Origin of the sequence: Microcoleus sp. OTE_8_concoct_300, from assembly GCF_031383065.1 — a bacterium.
Taxonomy (GTDB): Bacteria; Cyanobacteriota; Cyanobacteriia; order Cyanobacteriales; family Microcoleaceae; genus Microcoleus.
On the sequence record NZ_JANMZH010000850.1, the window covers coordinates 1 to 17,639 of the forward strand.

The 17,639-nt window shown below is 45.2% G+C and carries 8 protein-coding genes and 1 pseudogene; 8 read left to right on the forward strand and 1 reads right to left on the reverse strand.

What is annotated here, in order from left to right; all coding sequences use genetic code 11:
* Positions 1-375 precede the first annotated feature (375 nt).
* The 5 genes and pseudogenes from ACUVJL_RS37360 to ACUVJL_RS37380 all read left to right on the forward strand — a co-directional run.
* Positions 376-632 (forward strand): annotated as a pseudogene (locus ACUVJL_RS37360) (IS701-like element ISPlag1 family transposase); the annotation flags it as partial.
* A gap of 255 nt (positions 633-887) precedes the next feature.
* Positions 888-3,842: an ATP-binding protein gene (locus tag ACUVJL_RS37365; RefSeq protein WP_445250427.1), complete on the forward strand. Its 2,955-nt coding sequence runs from the start codon at positions 888-890 to the stop codon at positions 3,840-3,842.
* Positions 3,843-3,854: 12 nt separating this feature from the next.
* Positions 3,855-4,226: a response regulator gene (locus tag ACUVJL_RS37370; protein WP_445250428.1), complete on the forward strand. Its 372-nt coding sequence runs from the start codon at positions 3,855-3,857 to the stop codon at positions 4,224-4,226.
* Positions 4,227-4,378: 152 nt separating this feature from the next.
* Positions 4,379-5,698: an ATP-binding protein gene (locus tag ACUVJL_RS37375; protein WP_445250429.1), complete on the forward strand. Its 1,320-nt coding sequence runs from the start codon at positions 4,379-4,381 to the stop codon at positions 5,696-5,698.
* A gap of 300 nt (positions 5,699-5,998) precedes the next feature.
* Complete coding sequence (locus tag ACUVJL_RS37380; protein WP_445250430.1) at positions 5,999-7,390, forward strand: ATP-binding protein; 1,392 nt, start codon at positions 5,999-6,001, stop codon at positions 7,388-7,390.
* An 890-nt stretch (positions 7,391-8,280) separates the two neighbouring features.
* On the opposite strand, the gene ACUVJL_RS37385 is transcribed toward ACUVJL_RS37380, so the two are convergent.
* Positions 8,281-9,648 (reverse strand): TldD/PmbA family protein, encoded by a 1,368-nt coding sequence (locus tag ACUVJL_RS37385; protein WP_445250431.1) that lies wholly within the window; start codon positions 9,646-9,648, stop codon positions 8,281-8,283.
* 450 nt (positions 9,649-10,098) lie between these two features.
* Between ACUVJL_RS37385 and ACUVJL_RS37390 the strand changes: the two genes are divergently transcribed.
* The 3 genes from ACUVJL_RS37390 to ACUVJL_RS37400 all read left to right on the forward strand — a co-directional run.
* Positions 10,099-14,379 carry a PAS domain S-box protein gene (locus tag ACUVJL_RS37390; protein ID WP_445250432.1) on the forward strand — a complete coding sequence of 1,427 codons (4,281 nt, stop codon included), beginning with the start codon at positions 10,099-10,101 and terminating at the stop codon, positions 14,377-14,379.
* Between the two features lie 332 nt (positions 14,380-14,711).
* Positions 14,712-15,587, forward strand: a complete 876-nt coding sequence (locus ACUVJL_RS37395; protein ID WP_445250433.1) for a DUF1361 domain-containing protein — start codon at positions 14,712-14,714, stop codon at positions 15,585-15,587.
* Between the two features lie 301 nt (positions 15,588-15,888).
* On the forward strand, positions 15,889-17,639 hold a 1,751-nt coding region (locus tag ACUVJL_RS37400), incomplete at its 3' end, for an ABC transporter ATP-binding protein/permease (protein WP_445250434.1).

Sequence of the window (17,639 nt, forward strand, 5' to 3'; positions counted from 1 at the left end):
ATTTTGCTTCCAGGTTGGATTTTAACCATTGCCCTTCAGTCTTTCCCTATTACTGGATCAGTCCCGGTTTCAACTCAAAATGAGTATATATCGCTGCAATCTTAGGTGGGTATTTCAACCAATTAAATTATAACATAAAGCCGGCCACTGAAGAAGGGGCCCCGGACCCAAAATTTTTGGTCAGAAGGAAGAAGGAAGAAAAAAGAACAGGACTTACGCTGCATTCCTTTTATTTTTACACTATCTGTAGTAGTAAAGTGGGCGGTCCGGCGCACCCTACTAATAACCTCAGGACTTACGAAACTGGCACATGGTGAAGGCGTGCTCGCGCCCTCACCCATCACCTTAACCAGTCCGGGCACTGACAAGTTGAGAGTCGCGACTAACGACAAAACTCAAGCCAGCACGAAGGACGTATAAAAACTCTGTGCTATTCGTTGGAAAATTGAGCAATTTCCTAGGGAACTCAAGCAACTAACCGGTATAGAATATTGCCAGTGCCGTCAAGCTAGAATTCAAAGAAATCCTATTGCTTGCCATCAACTGGTGTGGGGTTGGCGCTCAAAAGTTGAGCCGATAAAACTCGTCAAATAATATATCAAATTAAACACGGGCTTCTATCAAATCATTGAAGTGAGACACTAAAAATTCCCGATCTTCTGATGTTTATTGGGTAATTTTAGGGTGCTCGTACACGGATATGTGGCAGTTGCGTAAGTCCTGGTTATATTAAATATGGATTGAGATAGATTTTCCTGGTTTACTGTCCAAGGCAGCTTTGCCACAAGTTAAGACTAGCAAAAATGCTTAACGGAAAAAAGTTAAAATCTCTCAAGCTGAAAATCAGGGTCGCGACAGAAAAATCCCCAAAATAAGAGGTAAAACTGATGGCGACAGACATCCGACACCAGCCGGAAAACGGCTACCACTCACAACCAACTCAGCCTTCTCTAAGAGAAAATCCGAATAGCCGATCGCCCATGCGCCTGCCGAGAACCCTAAGTCCCCTTGAAACTTGGGGCTTTGGGATGACTGGTCTTATCACAGGCGTTACCGTTGCACCGGCAATCCACGTGGCGATCGGGCCAAATGCCATTTTCGTCTGGCTGCCCGCCGTATTGGTGGGGGTGATGCTGAACCTGCAAGTGAAACGCTTAGGGGAACATTGGCCAGAAATGTCAGGGGGAACGCCCAACTATATCACCAGGCTACTGAGCAACTATCCGCTTCTGGCTCGCTATACAGCGAGCGCCTACTTCTTCGGCTGGGCAGTATATCCGTCACTAAACGCGATCGTCATCACAGAGCTAATCAAAGCTAACCTAGAACCCTTGGGCATTGCCTGTCCGGAAACGGTGCTAAGAATTGGATTCACAATAATCGCTTATATAGTGGCGTTTAGCGGCACCCGCGCCTTGGGAATACTGCACTCATTTTTCATTTTCCCGGCAGTGGGATTCCTACTGGTGTTTAGCATTCAAGGCGTGGGATGGTTAGCCTTCTCCCCAGATAGCCCCGGATTTTTCCCCACCAGTTGGCCAACTTTAACCTTTGTTGACTGGGCCAAATGGTCATTCTTAGGAATCTACATTACTTGCGGTTGTGAAACGGCTTCCTCGTTTGTCGCCGACAGCCGCCGTCCAGGGGAAACTTTGCGGGCTCTGAGCTTAGCCGCTTGGCTGATTCCACCGGTGTTTCTAGGGAGTTCCTGGGTACTGATGCGCTTAGCAACCTCCCCAGAACTGGGCGAGGACTCGTTTAAGAACCTATTAGCTGCGGCATCACCATTTTGGGGTCAGTCAGCTTCATTAATTGTCACACTTCTGCTGGCCTCAAGCGCTCTTCTCGCTTCCGCCACTGGCGTTTCCAACGCTCCCCGCATTTTGTACCAACTCGCTCTAGATGGACACGTTTCACCCGTCTTCGCTTTCATCTCCCGACGGGGCGTCCTGGAACCAGCCCTGGTATTTTCCTTTTTAATCAGTTCGCTCGGTCTGCTTTGGGGAGATGTAACCAGGATCTCGGTGGTCGGTTGTGCTAGTTACCTGATTACCATGATGGCACTTTATCTGGGACTGTGGCTGCGGCGAGGAGCGCCAGAAGTGCGATGGCCTTGGTGGGCGGCAGGCTTCTTCTTCTTAGATGCAGTTGTTCTGGTGGTCGGAGGCTTTTTGAGCTGGAGTCGGGAAGATGTGACGATCGGCTTACTGTTGCCTGTGGCTATTTTGGCAGTGGATGCGGCTATCCGTCGCATTTCCTTTGCACCATTCCATCGGGCCTGGTGGATTCGGCATTACAGAACCAGGCGCCAGAGCCAGATCGTAGATTTTGTGGCGTTTCAGGTTATAGTTCTGATTTTGCTAGTCTGTAGCGCGGTCAGTATTGGCTGGGTTTTTAGATCCCAATTAGATGCCAACTCTAGTGTTGGCTCTAATCTTTTGGCAGTGCTGATCTTGACAGTCACTTTTGTCGGGGTGGCTGTTGCCTGCTGGACGAGCTTACCCCAAGTCGTCTCGATGGACGAGGCACGAGAGGCCGCGGAACAACTTTTTGTAATTGCCATAGACGCGATTGTAGTGCTCGATGAAAATGGGATGATTCGTCAGGCTAACCCAGCATCTGAGCGTCTATTTGAGTTGAGCAGAGGTGAATTGAGCGGGAGTCACTTGAACAAATTACTCCCCGGATTAGCTTTTGGGCCAGAACGGTGGCCCATCCGCAGCGAACAAACTCTTAACCTACCCGTAGGCGTCCTCGCCGAGCCGCTTCGGCATCGCGACTCGCGCATCCTAGAAGTTGCCATCTCAAACCGATTCTCCCAAGAGGCTTCGCTTTCCAATCAAGAGCTACAAGAATATGTGGTGATTCTGCGCGACATCACCGATCGCAAACAAGCCCAAGAAGCCCTACAAAAAGCTAATGAGGAACTAGAAATTAAAGTCAAGGAGCGTACATCTGAACTCAGCCATACTGTAGAGCAATTGCAGAATGAAGTTGAAGAGCGCCAGCGGATAGAAGAAAATCTCAAGGCTATGCAAAATCAGATTGTTGTCCAAGAAAAACTAGCTTCTCTGGGAAGTTTAACAGCAGGGATTGCCCACGAAATCAGAAACCCCTTAAACTTTGTCAACAATTTCTCAGAACTTTCTGCTGAATTAACCCAAGAACTGTTTGAAGAATTTGGAAATCAAGGAGAACGGTTAGCTCCCGAAACAAATGAATATATTGCCGAGCTATTAACCGATCTCAAAGCCAATCTTAAAAAAATCAATCAACACGGTCAAAGAGCCGACAAAATCGTTGGCAATATGCTTTTGCATTCTCGGGGACAAAGCGGTCACTGGGAAGCTACAGATATAAATAGTTTATTAGCCGAATATATCAATCTAGCCTATCACGGGATGCGAGCCAAGGAAGCTGGTTTTAACATTACCATAGAAACCGACTACGACAATGACATAGGCGAAATAGAGGTCGTGCCACAAGACATCGGCAGGGTTTTTCTTAACATTATTAGCAATGCTTGCTATGCAGCCTATAAAAAGCAGCAAGAAATGGGAGAAGAATTTTCACCGCTGCTTGACGTTAGAACTCGAAATCTTGGTGACGCGATTGAAATCCGCATTCGCGATAATGGCTCAGGTATAAAACCAGAGGTACTCGATAAAATTTTCAATCCCTTTTTTACGACAAAGCCACCAGCGGAAGGTACTGGTCTAGGTCTTTCTATCAGTCACGATGTTATCGTCCAGCAACATCGAGGAGAACTAAAAGTCGAAACAGAAGTAGGAAATTACACAGAATTTATCATCATATTGCCGAAAAAAAATAGTCGAAGTTAAGGAGTTAAAAAAATGAAAGTAATGGTGGTAGACGACGAGGAAGATATCCAGTCACTGTTCAAGCAGAAATTTAGGAAAGAAATCAAAGCAGGGCAAATTGAATTTCATTTTTCCCTGTCAGCAGAGGCAGCTTTGAACTACTTAGAAAACGAGGAAGAAGCGTCTATTGTCTTGATTTTATCGGATATTAATATGCCAGGAATGAATGGGCTAGAACTGCTTAGGATTCTCAAAGAAAAGTTTCCCGATCTCAAAGTTTTTATGATTACCGCTTATGGAGATGAGAAAAATTACCAAACCGCAATAGCTTATGGAGCTGATGACTATATTACTAAGCCTGTTAATTTTGATACACTCAAAATTAAAATAATCAACTTGGAGTAAACTCACAAGGAAACATAATTGGTAATTGCTAATTGGTAATTGCTAATTGAAAGCAGTCCTTCAGCCGATGAAAAACTGCTCGATTGCATTTTCCTTCTGTCCTTCTAGCGCGCTAGATTTTTATGAGTTTTAATAGCAACTAAAAAATTCATATGTCAGCAAAAATACTGTTTGTGGATGATGAACTCGATTTAGAATCTCTAATTTTCCAGAGATTTAGAAAAAAGATCCGCGCGGAAGAATGGCAGCTTTTTTTTGCCCATAATGGGGTAAAAGCGCTGGAAAAATTGGAAGAACACCCGGATCTAGATATAGTAGTGACCGACCTTAATATGCCTGAAATGGATGGTCTGACTTTACTCTCTAAACTTAATCAGATAAACCTCCCCTTCAAAACAATAGTTATATCCGCCTATGGCGACATGAAAAATATAAGAAATGCGATGAACTTGGGTGCTTTTGACTTTCTAACCAAGCCGATAGATTTTCAGGATCTAGAAATTACCCTCAACAAAACGCTGCGCGAGGTGCAACAGTTAAAAGAAAACCAGCATTTGCGGCAATCAGAAGCGTGGGCTAGAGAACAAGCTCAGCATTTACAGCGCTGTCTGCAAGACCTAAAAAAGACCCAAGCTCAACTTATTCAGACTGCAAAAATGTCTTCTTTAGGTCAAGTGGTTGGGGGGATTGCCCATGAAATCAACAACCCCGTCAACTTTATCTACGGCAATCTCAGCCACGTCAGTGATTATATCCAAGACCTACTGCACCTGCTGCATCTCTATCAGCAGCAGTACACTCCTCCCTGTTCTGAGATTCAAACTGAAATCGAAGCCATAGATTTGGAATTTTTGATAGCAGATTTACCCAAAATTCTGGTTTCGATGAAAGGGGGTGTTGGCCGCATTCAGAAGATTGTTTTATCTTTGCGTAACTTCTCAAGGTTGGATGAAGCTAACATAAAGGCTGTTGACATTCACGAGGGGATAAAAAGCAGCCTGATGATTTTGCATAATCGACTTCAAACAAGGGCAGCGTGTCCAGAGATTCAAGTGATAGAGGAGTACAGCGCTCTGCCTTTAGTCGAATGCTATGCTGCAGAACTAAACCAGGTGTTTATCAACATCCTTTCTAATGCGATTGATGCTTTGAATGAGTACAACAAACAACGGTCACTAGATGACATCCGCGCTTGCCCGCTCGCCATTACTATTCGCACTTTTCTGCTAGAAGAAAACTCCCGTGTCGTCATTCAAATTCGGGACAATGGGCCGGGAATGACCGCAGATGTGAAAGACCGTATTTTTGAACCATTTTTTACTACTAAGCCTCTAGGTGAGGGTACTGGTTTGGGTCTCTATATCAGCTACCAAATTGTACGGGAGAAGCATGGGGGCGCATTGAAGTGTTTTTCAGAGGAGGGGCAGGGAGCGGAGTTCTGGATTGAAATTCCAATCAGACAAACTAAGTAAGTAGGCGGGATTAAACCGAATAATGTAACAATATGTAAATAGGCTTAAGTCAGCCAGTAGAGAGCATTTGGACACTTTACATCGTTTACATAGTTGCGTTTTAAAGCGCCGACTTACTTAGGGCGACACTCCACCTTAGCTAATCAATCGACTTCTATCAAACTCAGAGCCTATTCCAGCCATCGGGTTTGCCATTGTAGAAATTAGCCTTTTCATTACTCCTGAAATAATCTATAATAGGAGGTAAAGTAGATAACAATTACTTGTTACATAAGTTAATAAATCCCAGGAGTTCAAAAAATGTCGCCTACGACCGAAATGGCTTGCACTATGCCCGCTAAAATATTATTTGTGGATGACGAGCCAGATTTAGAATCTTTAATTTGCCAGAAATTTAGAAAAAAGATCCGCACAGGAGAATACCAAGTTTTTTTTGCACACAATGGCGTAGAAGCGCTTTCAACGTTGCGAGAGCAGCCGGATATAGATATTGTACTGACAGACATTAATATGCCAGTCATGGATGGTATGGCTTTGCTCGCGAAACTTAACGAGCTAGTTACTCTGGTCAAAACAGTAGTTATATCTGCCTATGGCGACTTGGCAAATATCAGAAAGGCAATGAACGGCGGGGCCTTTGATTTTTTGACTAAGCCTATAGATTTTCAGGATTTAGAAATTACAATTAACAAAACATTATGCCATGTGCAACAGCTTAAGGAAAATGAGCGCGCCCGCCAAGAAAGAGAGGATAAGTTGCGGCAATCGGAAGCGCGAGAACGAGAAAAAGCCATCCAACTAGAACTGGCACTGCAAAATTTACAGCGCACCCAATCTCAGCTTATTCAGACTGAGAAAATGTCTAGCTTAGGACAACTAATTTCCGGTATTGCCCACGAAATTAATAATCCCGTTAACTTCATCTATGGCAACTTAACTTATGTCAATGATTACACTCATCAGCTATTGAGTTTAATCACGCTTTACCAGCAGCACGATGCCCATAAATACCCTGAAATCGAAGCTTTAATTGAGCAAATAGAGCTGGAATTTATCCAAGAGGATATGCCTAAAATGCTGTCTTCGATGAAATTGGGGGCAGAACGTATCCGTCAGATTGTGCTGACTTTGCGGAACTTCTCGCGCCTAGACGAAGCTGAGATGAAACCCGTTAATATTCACGAGGGAATCGATAGCACTCTAGTGATTTTGCAGAGTCAGCTCAAGGCTAAGCCGAATTCTTCGTCTATTCAAGTTATTAAAGAATACGGAGATTTGCCCAAAATAGAATGTTATGCTTGTCAGTTGAATCAGGTATTTATGAATTTGCTAAGCAATGCAATTTATGCTTTGAATCACTATGATAAAGAACCCAGCCGGGAGCGAATTAAAAACGAGCCTAGGACGATTACGATTGCTACTTCTATGCTGACTCGCGAGTGGGTAAGAATCAGTTTTAAAGATAATGGGCCGGGGATGACAAGCGATGTAAGAAATCGGCTGTTTAATCCTTTTTTCACAACTAAACCTCTGGGTGATGGCACTGGCTTGGGATTATCGATCAGCTATCAGATTGTGGTGGAGAAGCACGGCGGAGATTTGAAGTGTTTTTCGCAGCCTGATCAAGGTGCTGAATTTGTGGTTGAGATTCCCATTAAGCATAGCGCTCAGGTACAAATGAAGGCGAGTTAAGGGGAATTAAATAAAAATCAGGGTAAAGTCTGGTAAAATCTAATCTCGCGATCGCACTTCCCCAATTTCTCTGTAATGTCTGAAGTCTCCCACACAGCGAAGGATCTAGCCGAAGTCCTCAATGACCTCACCGACCTCAACTTAATAATTGCCAGATCCCGAAAACTCCGAGCTTCCAGAGTTTGATTTTTAATAACAGCTTGACACTGCTGGCAAAGTATGCTATGGCTTCGATCGGCAAACAGATATCTAGCGGGGACATATCCTCCGAGTTCTCAGAGATAGAGAGAAAAAAAGCGGCGAAGGACGCGCTAGTGGCTTTTTAAACTGGCTAAAAGAAAGCAAAATCAGTAAAAGTCAAGCTTATTCGTTGTGCGAATTGATGGACGGAAATTTACGCCTTTGGTAGCGGTAGCCCCCGGCATCGCAGTCAGCGGGAGTGAAAGTAAATAGTAGATTTGGAGTCGGTTGTGAGCTTGTCAGTACCCCAAACCGCTTAAGGTGAGGGCGCGATCGCGCCTCACCTTAACCAGTTGCGTAAGTTTTGAACTAATGACTAATGACTAATGATTACCGATACTTTTTTGCTAACATTTGCTAACAAATACATAAGTTGAGAGCTGATCTCAACCAAGGCGTATCAACCGATGCCCGTAGAAATTTCTACAAGCACTTATATTTTTGCCTTCAGCTTGGTTATCGCTTACAGCTATTAGCCAATCTGATTATTTGCTTTGATACTGTAGAGGCAACTTATTTATATAGCGGTTGCGTACTATCAAGGTTTTTCACCTACATCTGAGTGGCTAAATTCATTGTATATGAGATAAAGACAAGAAGGCAAATGTAAGTGATTGTTAGCAAACGTCAGAAAAAGTCTTACTGTTAATCTACCTTCCTCCGACTACAACATTTTTAATGCGCAGATGGGGGCCGCCGACGCTTACGGGCAAACCATTCTGGCCGCCTTTACCGCAACCGCCGTAGGCATAAACCGAGTCGTTTCCTATAGACTCAATATCTTTTAACGTCTGAAATACATTGCCGCTTAAAGTGACATCGCTCACCGGTTCGGCCAATTTGCCGTCGCGAATCATAAACCCTTGAGCCGCCGCAAAGGTAAACATTTCGCCGTTGGTTTGTCCTCCCAACATCCGCACTGCATACACTCCTTCGTCAATGTCGGCAACCATTTCGTCAAAAGAATGTTCGCCAGACTCGATCGCAGTATTAGTCATCCGCACCAAAGGCATAAAAGTAGCGCTCAGAGCCCGGGCATTTCCCGTCGGACTTTCGCCCATTTTGCCTGCAGTCTCGCGATTGTGCATTCGAGTCGTTAAAACTCCATTTTTAATTAAATGCTTGCACTGAGCCGGCACGCCTTCGTCGTCGTATTTCAAAGTTCCCGGCAATCCCGGCACAGTTGCGTCGTCTATTACATTCAATTGTTCGATCGCCACCGGCTTGCCCAAAGTCAACAATTCCTGCATTTTCGGGTTTTCGTAAATGCCGTCTGCTTCCGACAAATGCCCGAAAGCTTCGTGAATAAAAACCCCCGACAAATAAGGGTCTAAAATCACCGGATACTGACCGCCTTTTACCGATTTTGCCTCTAGTTGGCCCACTGCTCGAACGGCAGCACTCTTAACACGATCTTCAATATTTGTCAAGACATCGTAATCCGATCGCGAGTGAATCGACTCGAACCCTTGGCGGACGACACCACCCTCGCCGCGGGCGATCGCCCCGAAACGCCCGGTCACGTCCAAGCGCTCTTGAGCGATGCAAGTGCCTTGAGAATTCACAAAATAAGTAATCCCGAACCTGTCGCTGTAACCAGCGATTGTCGTCTGAATTCGCGGGTCGTAATCTAACAGCAACTGGTTGTAAGATTCGAGCAATTTCCGCTTTTGGGCTAAAGTTATAGAGCGCGGATCGCGGCCCAATTCCACCGCTACATAATCTTGAATCGGGGTGACATCTGCTAGTAGAGTTTTTTCGCTGCCCACCAAACGAGACTGGACTACAGCTTCTTCAATGCGGTCTTTTAATTCAGCTAAACCGTTAAAAGTTACAAAACTCCAGCCGCCTTTGTGACAGGCGCGGATGCCGCCGGCGAGACTAAAACTGCGGTTGACAGCATCTAACTGAGGGCCGCGAAAACTAATCGCAGTTGACTCGCTTTGTTCGAGGCGAACTTCTAGATAATCTACGCGATCGCGGTAAGGTGCGATCGCTTCCATCAACTGTTCTTGCATCAAATTGCCCCTATGAATGATTCGCGCCTAGCGCTAAAAAAAATTATTGCTAACCCTATTTTAGCCAATAACTCCCGTCTTTCGGGTGCGCGCTGCCTCACCACAGCGGTGGGGAGCCCACACCCTAGCCGATAAATGGCGAGTCAACAAATTTTAGATTTTAGATTTTAGATTTTAGATTGATCCGTCCTGAGCCTGCGCGTTGGAATGAATCCGGGGGCTTATGACCACATTACTTTCGGTCAGTCGATGGTATATTTAAAACTTTTTCCAGAGAATTGATGATGAGAGGCTTGCCTCTCGCCGACGTTCGGCGGGCCTCCTAGAACACACAAAACTCGCGCCGGCTTGCGAGAAGCCCGGTATCCCGGAAATCTTGCATCGGCATGGAGAAATGAAACTAAACTATATCTATCTAAAGACGTAAAAATATACCTTAACCGCCTGCAGATGGAATACTTTAAGGTTAAAAAGTTCCAAATTTCACCGTATTTAGCCGCAATTTCGGCATCACTAGCAATTTTGGTGGGAGTTGGCATTTTAGATAGATCGGAACAACAGCGGTTTTTGCAGTACAACCGCGCTACGACGCTCGATCGGCTCAGCACAGTCCGTTCCAACCTCGAAAGCTCTTTAAATTCGCGGCTATTTCTGATCCGGGGTTTGGTGGCTTACGTTTCCAACAACCCAAACATCACCGAAGCCCAGTTTGCAGCGACGGCGAGAATTCTGGTGGCACAGCAAACCGGCATTCGCGCCATAACTTTAGTTAAAGGCACGAGGATCGCTTACATTTATCCGCGGGAGGGAAATGAACGGGTGCTCGGGGTTGACTTGATGGCGCTACCCGAACACCGACAAATCGTCAAAGATGTCATCGACACCAAAAAAAGTTTGCTCGCAGGGCCCGTGAAATTATTGGAGGGGGACATGACGTTCATCAGCCGATCGCCCATTTTTCTCACACCCTCCGGCGGCGAGCCCGAAACAGCAGTTTACTGGGGCTTGACAGGCCTGATCATCGACAAAAATACCGTAATTAAGGAAGCGGGACTCAACGACTCCTCGGCCAAGCTGCAATACTCTCTGCGGGGCAAAGACGGTTCGGGAGCATCCGGCGCAGTGTTTTTCGGTGACGAGTCAATTTTTCAGAACAATCCCGTACTGCTGGAAGTCACTTTGCCCAACGGTTCCTGGCAGTTGGCAGCAATTCCGGCGGGGGGATGGCGTGCGAATTCGCCGTTTCGGGGGTGGCTGCTATTTGGAGGCGGCTTGCTGGCTGTTTTCAGCGGGGTGGCGGTTTTTACCTGGGTGTATGGCCCTGTGAAGCTGCGGGCAAGCGAAGCTAAGTATCGGCAATTGGTTGAGAATGCTAACAGCATGATTGTGCAGTTAGACAGTGAAGGCAAGATTACTTTTTTTAACGAGTGTGCTGAAACTTTTTTCGGGTATTCAGAAGCTGAAATCGTCGGCAAAAGTGCGATCGGCACAATTATACCGAAAACAGAGTTATTTGAAATTGACCTCGCGACCAAGATTCGAGACTGTTTGGCACAGCAGGAAAAATACTTCCAAAACGAAAATGAAAACATCCGCAGCAATGGAGAAAGGGTGTGGATAGCGTGGACAAATAAACCTTTACTAGATGCGAAGGGAAATTTGGCAGGACTGCTTTGTATCGGGACGGATATTAGCGATCGCAAACAAGCTGAAATCGCCCTGCAAGCTTCTGAAGCGGAACTTCGAGCTTTGTTCGCTGCCATGAACGACGTAATTTTCGAGATTGATATTGAGGGACGGTTCCTGAAAGTTGCCCCGACCAATCCCCAATTATTGTACAAGCCGACGGCAGAATTTGCCGGTAAAAAAATCAACGATTTATTCGATCCAGAAATGGCAGAAATTTTTCGGGAGCAAATTCGCACCGCCCTAGCTACAAATCAAACCAGTAATTTTGAATATAACCTGGAAATTGCCAGCTTACAGAAGTGGTTTGCCGCTACCATTTCGCCAATGAAAGAAAACACGGTTTTGTGGGTTGCCCGCGACATTACGGAGCGCAAGCAAGCTGAAAACTGGTTGACCGGTCAAAAACAAATTTTAGAAATGATTGCTAAGGGCGCTCCTCTGGGTGATACTTTAAATACCTTAGTTGAAATTATGGAGCAGCAATCTAGAGATGTCATCGGTTCGATATTGCTTCTAGCTCCAGACGGCGAACATTTACTGCACGGAGCCGCACCCAGTTTACCCGACAGTTACAATGCTGCTATTCATGGCAGAGCCATCGGTCCGGATGCAGGCTCCTGCGGCACTGCTGCCTTTACCCGCGAACAGGTGATCGTTACAGATATTGCCAGCGATCCTTTGTGGGAAAATTATCGAGATTTAGCCTTGAGTTTTGGACTGAGAGCTTGCTTGTCTATTCCTATTTTCTCATCTCAGGGTCAAGTTTTGGGAACTTTTGGAATGTATTATTCCCAACCGTGCCACCCCCCAATTGTCGATATGCAATTGATAGAAGCGGCGATGAATTTAGCAGGAATTGCGATCGAACGCAACCAGGCAGAAGAAAGTCTCCAACAACTCAATCAAGAACTAGAAAATAGAGTCAAAGATAGAACTGCTCAATTGATGCAAACTGAAGAACGCTGGCAGTTAGCACTCAAAGGCAACAATGACGGCATTTGGGACTGGAACTTGCAAACAGGGGAACTATTTCTGTCCGATAGATTTAAGGAAATCACCGGATACGACGAACACAGCCCCATTCTCGATTACTTTGAGGAATTGAACAAGGGCACGCATCCCGACGATTTAGCCTTAGTAATGCAAGCTCTCCAAGACCATTTAAACAAGAAAACGCCGCATTACATCATCGAATACCGCTGCTGGTGCTACAATAGCGCCTACAAATGGATATTGAGTCGGGGACAAGCTTTGTGGGACGCATCTGGAAAAGCAGTCCGCATGGTTGGTTCAATTACTGACATCACGGAACCCAAACAAGCAGAGGAAGCACTACGGGAAAGCGAGGCAAGATACCAAAAGCTGTCTGCTAATTTGCCGGGAATAATTTATCAATTTTTGTTGCGTGCAGATGGCTCTGCCAGTTTTCCTTACATAAGTCCTGCTTGCCGAGAAGTTTTTGAGTTAGAACCCGAAGATGTTATGAAAGATGCGGCTTTGATAGGAAATTTGATTCATCCCGACGACCGCCAAAGTCATGACGAATCAGTTGCTATTTCTGCCCAGACTTTGCAACCTTGGCAGTGGGAAGGACGGATGGTGCTACCTTCAGGCAAGATTCGCTGGTTGCAGATAATGTCGCGTCCTGAAGCTAAAGAAAACGGCGCTTTTCTTTGGGACGGCATCGCCGTTGATGTTACCGATCGCAAGCAAGCTGAGTTAGCGTTGCAAGAAAGCCAGCAGTTCATTAAAAAAGTAGCGGATGCTACTCCCGGTATTTTGTATCTCTACGACTTGGAAGAACAGCGAAATATCTACACTAATACTTCAATGTTCGCGCTTTTGGGCTATACCAGCGACGAAATTACAGCGATGGATTCGTCAATGATGCCTCAGTTAATACACCCGGAAGATTTTCCTAAAATTGTGAAACATCACGCCAGCTTTGGAGGAATTAAAGATGGCGAAACTAGGGAAATTGAGTACCGGGTACTGGCAGCAGACGGTCAAATTTTGTGGCTGCAAAGTCGGGATACTATTTTTAGTAGGAATGCGGACGGTCAGCCTAAGGTAATAATTGGAGTTTCCCAGGATATTACGACTCGCAAGCAAGCAGAGGAAGCACTGCGGCAAAGCGAGGAACGAGAAAGAGAAAAAGCTCGAGATTTAGAGTCAGCGCTGCTGGAATTGCAAGCTACTCAAACTCAGCTCATTCAAACAGAAAAAATGTCTTCTTTGGGGCAATTAGTGGCTGGCATAGCTCACGAAATTAATAATCCCGTTAACTTCATTCACGCTAACATTGATTATCTCAACCAGTATACAAAACAGTTGCTCGATCTGGTGACTCTTTACGAACAGGAGTATCCCGAACCTAATTCAAAAATTGTCGATCGCATTCAAGAGATAGATTTGGATTTCATGGCTGAGGATTTAAGAAAAGTTGTGGGTTCGATGCAGGTAGGAACCGAGCGCATCCGGCAAATTGTGTTGTCCCTCAGAAATTTCTCGCGGCTGGACGAATCGGCAATGAAGCCGGTCGATATTCACGCGGGAATTGAAAGCACTTTGTTAATTTTGCAGCACCGCTTGAAGAGTCACGACAGCAGCCCGGAAATTGAAGTAATTAAGGAGTTTGGGAAACTGCCGCTGGTGGAGTGCTATGCCAGCCAACTGAATCAGGTGTTTATGAATATTATTGCTAATGGAATTGATGCTATTGAAGAACGATATCAAAAGTTATCTGTTCCACGATCGGAGACTCCTAGTGGCCGGATTGCTATTTGCACTCGTGTAACAGCCCAGAACACTGTGATGGTGGAAATTTCGGACAACGGTACGGGTATGCCGCAGGGGATAGTCGATCGAATTTTTAACCCGTTTTTTACTACAAAAGCTGTGGGGAAAGGTACGGGGTTGGGAATGTCTATCGCGCACTCGATTGTGGTGGAAAAGCACAACGGCAAGATTGAGTGTATTTCCTCCATAGGATGCGGAACGACTTTTCAGATTGAGATTCCCATCGACAAAGTGTCTAAGTAGTAGGGTGCGTCAGTCGATTTGAGATTTGAGATTTGAGATTTTAGATTGACTCGACAGTGGTAGGGTGCATCAGTCGATTTTAGATTAGACCTCTTGCAAAAATAACTAGGACGGGCAAGATGCCCATCCCACAATAAAAAATAAATCTTGTGGGTGCATCTTGCCCGTCCAATAAATTTATGAAAAGGACTTTTGCAAGAGGTCTATTTTAGATTGACTCCATAGTGGTAGGGTGCATCAGCAGTTCTTGATTTTCAGGCGCAGCGCCCGGAGCCATAAGCTGACGCACCACAAGTTAACGACTAAGATAGATTGAAGCTGCGAATGAAGCGGTGCTGCATCAAACCTTTAACTGTATAAAAATTGACATGATGGGATTAATGCTGGAAGCGCTGGAAATAATGGGACACAATGTCCGCTGGATGTCTTGGAATTTGTTTTTGGGTTTAGTACCGCTGGGTCTGAGTTTTTTGCTGTTCCGCAAACCTCGATCGCGCTGGCTGCTGTGGTGTACGGGCATTATCCTGGGCGCTACTTTTTTGCCCAGCACGCGCCATGTTTTGTCCTATCTGAAGCATATTGTGCAAGATGTGGGCAAAACTTACGTTTTGGGGGCGATCGCGATTACACTGGCACTGATGGCTGTAGACATCTGGGTACTGCGGCAGCGCGGAGTTCGCTCTTTCCGCTGGTGGGGCGGTTTTTTCTGGTTTATCGCATTTTTGCCCAATGCACCTTACGTTTTGACGGATATCATTCACCTGATCCGCCAGATTCAAGAGGGGAACTCGGTGTGGACTGTGACTCTAGCTTTGATCCCGCAGTATCTGGTGTTTATGCTGGTCGGGTTTGGAGCTTATGTGCTGTCGGTGATGAATTTGGGTTACTATTTGAAGCAACAGGGTTGGAGTAAATTTATCCTGGCAACGGAGATAACTATACACGCACTTTCGGCGATCGGCATTTATTTAGGGCGATTTATACGCTTCAACACTTGGGACATTGTTACTAACCCCGATGCGCTGGTTAACACCGTAATGAACGATTTGATTGGCAAGCGTCCGGTTTTAGTAATGGCTGTAACTTTTGTAGTAATTGCTGTTTTGTATTGGGTAATGAAACAAGTAATTTTAGGGATTAGCCAGCGGTTTTACAGCAGCCAATCGCAGCCGGAGTTGGTCGGCGACAGCGCGACTTTTTCCAGCTAGATCGAGAAAGAGATTTGAGATTTGCTCCACAACTAACGTCCCAACTTTTTTGCTCTCCCGGCCTAATTGCTCTGCAAATGTAGCAATGGGCCTGACGATGAGAACGTTCTTAATTGTTGAAACTCTTGCTTTTATTGTCTTGGGCATAAGTGCCTTCAAATCCGACTGCCGAAAGGCTAATGCTATATCAGTCTTTCGGTAATAGCAATTTTTTACCTAAACTCTTGAAGAAATTAATGCGGCAATGGGTAATAAAACTTGATATGTTAGAACAGTCGGAGTAGTTCTGTAAAAAGCAAAGATGAATCGATTTGACCGTCAGTTGTGGGAGAGATTTATTGCGATCGCTCAGCCTTACTTTTATCCTTTAGAGCCTGGGGGAGGCAGGGTCTTTTTGGGATTAGTGGCGCTGTTGTTGATATTTCTGTTCGCTGCTATGTTTGTGGCTGTCAGTGTTGTCAGTTTGGGTTCTCAAGTCTTTTTTCCAGAGGCTTTTAACGGAGTTGCGGCTGGCTTAGCTACTTTGATCAAAGGAATTATCTACTCACCGACAATTGCGATCGTGGGTTTAATGCTAATCATCCCCCTGGCTGCTTTTGTCTTTTTCAGAAGCAAGTTGATACCGCGCTGGAAGCAGTGGGTAATGTTAGCTCTGCTGCTATTTTTGTCACTGTCTGTTAGCGGAATTAACGTAGTCATTAGCTATATTAGTAATTTTTTCACGACAGCACTGGCTGAAAAAGATCAGATGACTTTTTGGCGGTTTATGTGGGTTTATGCTGGAGTTTTTATTATCGGTACCCCGATAGTTGTTATTTACCGCTATACCCAAGATAAACTGGGACTGTATTGGCGAGAGTGGATGACTGATAGTTTCCTGGATAGATATTTTCAAAACCGCGCTTATTACGAAGTAAATTCTCAGAAGGAAATTGACAATCCCGACCAGCGAATCGCTGAAGATATCAAATCATTCACTAGCACGAGTTTGGAATTTTTGCTACTGATGTTGGGATCAGTTATTGATGTTATTTCTTTTACGGGTATTCTGTGGTCTATTTCTAAAGGTCTTTCGATCGGACTAATCATTTATGCTGTCTTTGGGACGGCAGTGATGGTAATTTTTGGCAAAAGGTTGATAGTTTTGAACTTCAATCAGCTCCGCAAAGAAGCTGACTTTCGCTATGGCTTGGTTCACATTCGGGACAATGCAGAATCAATTGCTTTTTACCGGGGAGAAGCACAGGAATCGGTGCAGGTGAAACACCGATTTTTAGAAGCAGTTCGGAACTTTAATTTGCTAATTGGCTGGCGGCGGAATCTGGAATATTTTACACGGTCTTATAAATATGCAACTTATATTATCCCCTCTTTGTTTCTGGCTTCTATCTACTTTGCAGGTGAGATAAGATACGGCGATATAACTCAAGCTGAATTTGCTTTCCGTCAGGTTTTAGAGGCATTTTCTTTGGTTGTCTATAAGATTGAAAGCTTGAGTGCTTTTGCAGCGGGAATTAATCGTTTAGCCACGTTTAATGAGTCTTTAAGAGATGAAAAAAGTGCTGTTCAACTAGACTTTAGAACAATCGATACAGTTATAAGTTCGCAATTGACACTGGAACACGTTACTTTAGATACTCCGCACCATCAAAAGACTTTAATTAGGGATTTGTCGGTAGCCGTGTCGCCCGGTGAAGGACTGTTAATTGTCGGTCAAAGCGGTGCTGGGAAGAGTTCTTTGCTGCGGGCAATTGCGGGTTTGTGGGACTCGGGAACGGGCCGTTTGGCGCGGCCGGAACTCGGAGAAATGCTGTTTTTGCCGCAGCGTCCTTATATGATTTTGGGTAGTTTGCGATCGCAACTTCTCTATCCCAACAGCAGCAGTGAGGTTGATGAGGAAAAATTGCGCCACGTTTTGGCATCAGTAAACTTAGCAGATTTGCCGGAAAGATTGGGCGGTTTTGATGCGGATTTAGATTGGGCGGAGATTTTGTCGCTGGGAGAACAGCAGCGTTTAGCTTTTGCTAGATTGTTGTTGACGGAACCGCGATA

Coding starts and splice junctions, on each gene's coding strand:
- ACUVJL_RS37390 (WP_445250432.1), top strand. CDS start 10,099: ATGGAATACTTTAAGGTTAAAAAGTTCCAAATTTCACCGTATTTAGCC.
- ACUVJL_RS37380 (WP_445250430.1), top strand. CDS start 5,999: ATGTCGCCTACGACCGAAATGGCTTGCACTATGCCCGCTAAAATATTA.
- ACUVJL_RS37365 (WP_445250427.1), top strand. CDS start 888: ATGGCGACAGACATCCGACACCAGCCGGAAAACGGCTACCACTCACAA.
- ACUVJL_RS37385 (WP_445250431.1), bottom strand. CDS start 9,648: ATGCAAGAACAGTTGATGGAAGCGATCGCACCTTACCGCGATCGCGTA.
- ACUVJL_RS37375 (WP_445250429.1), top strand. CDS start 4,379: ATGTCAGCAAAAATACTGTTTGTGGATGATGAACTCGATTTAGAATCT.
- ACUVJL_RS37370 (WP_445250428.1), top strand. CDS start 3,855: ATGAAAGTAATGGTGGTAGACGACGAGGAAGATATCCAGTCACTGTTC.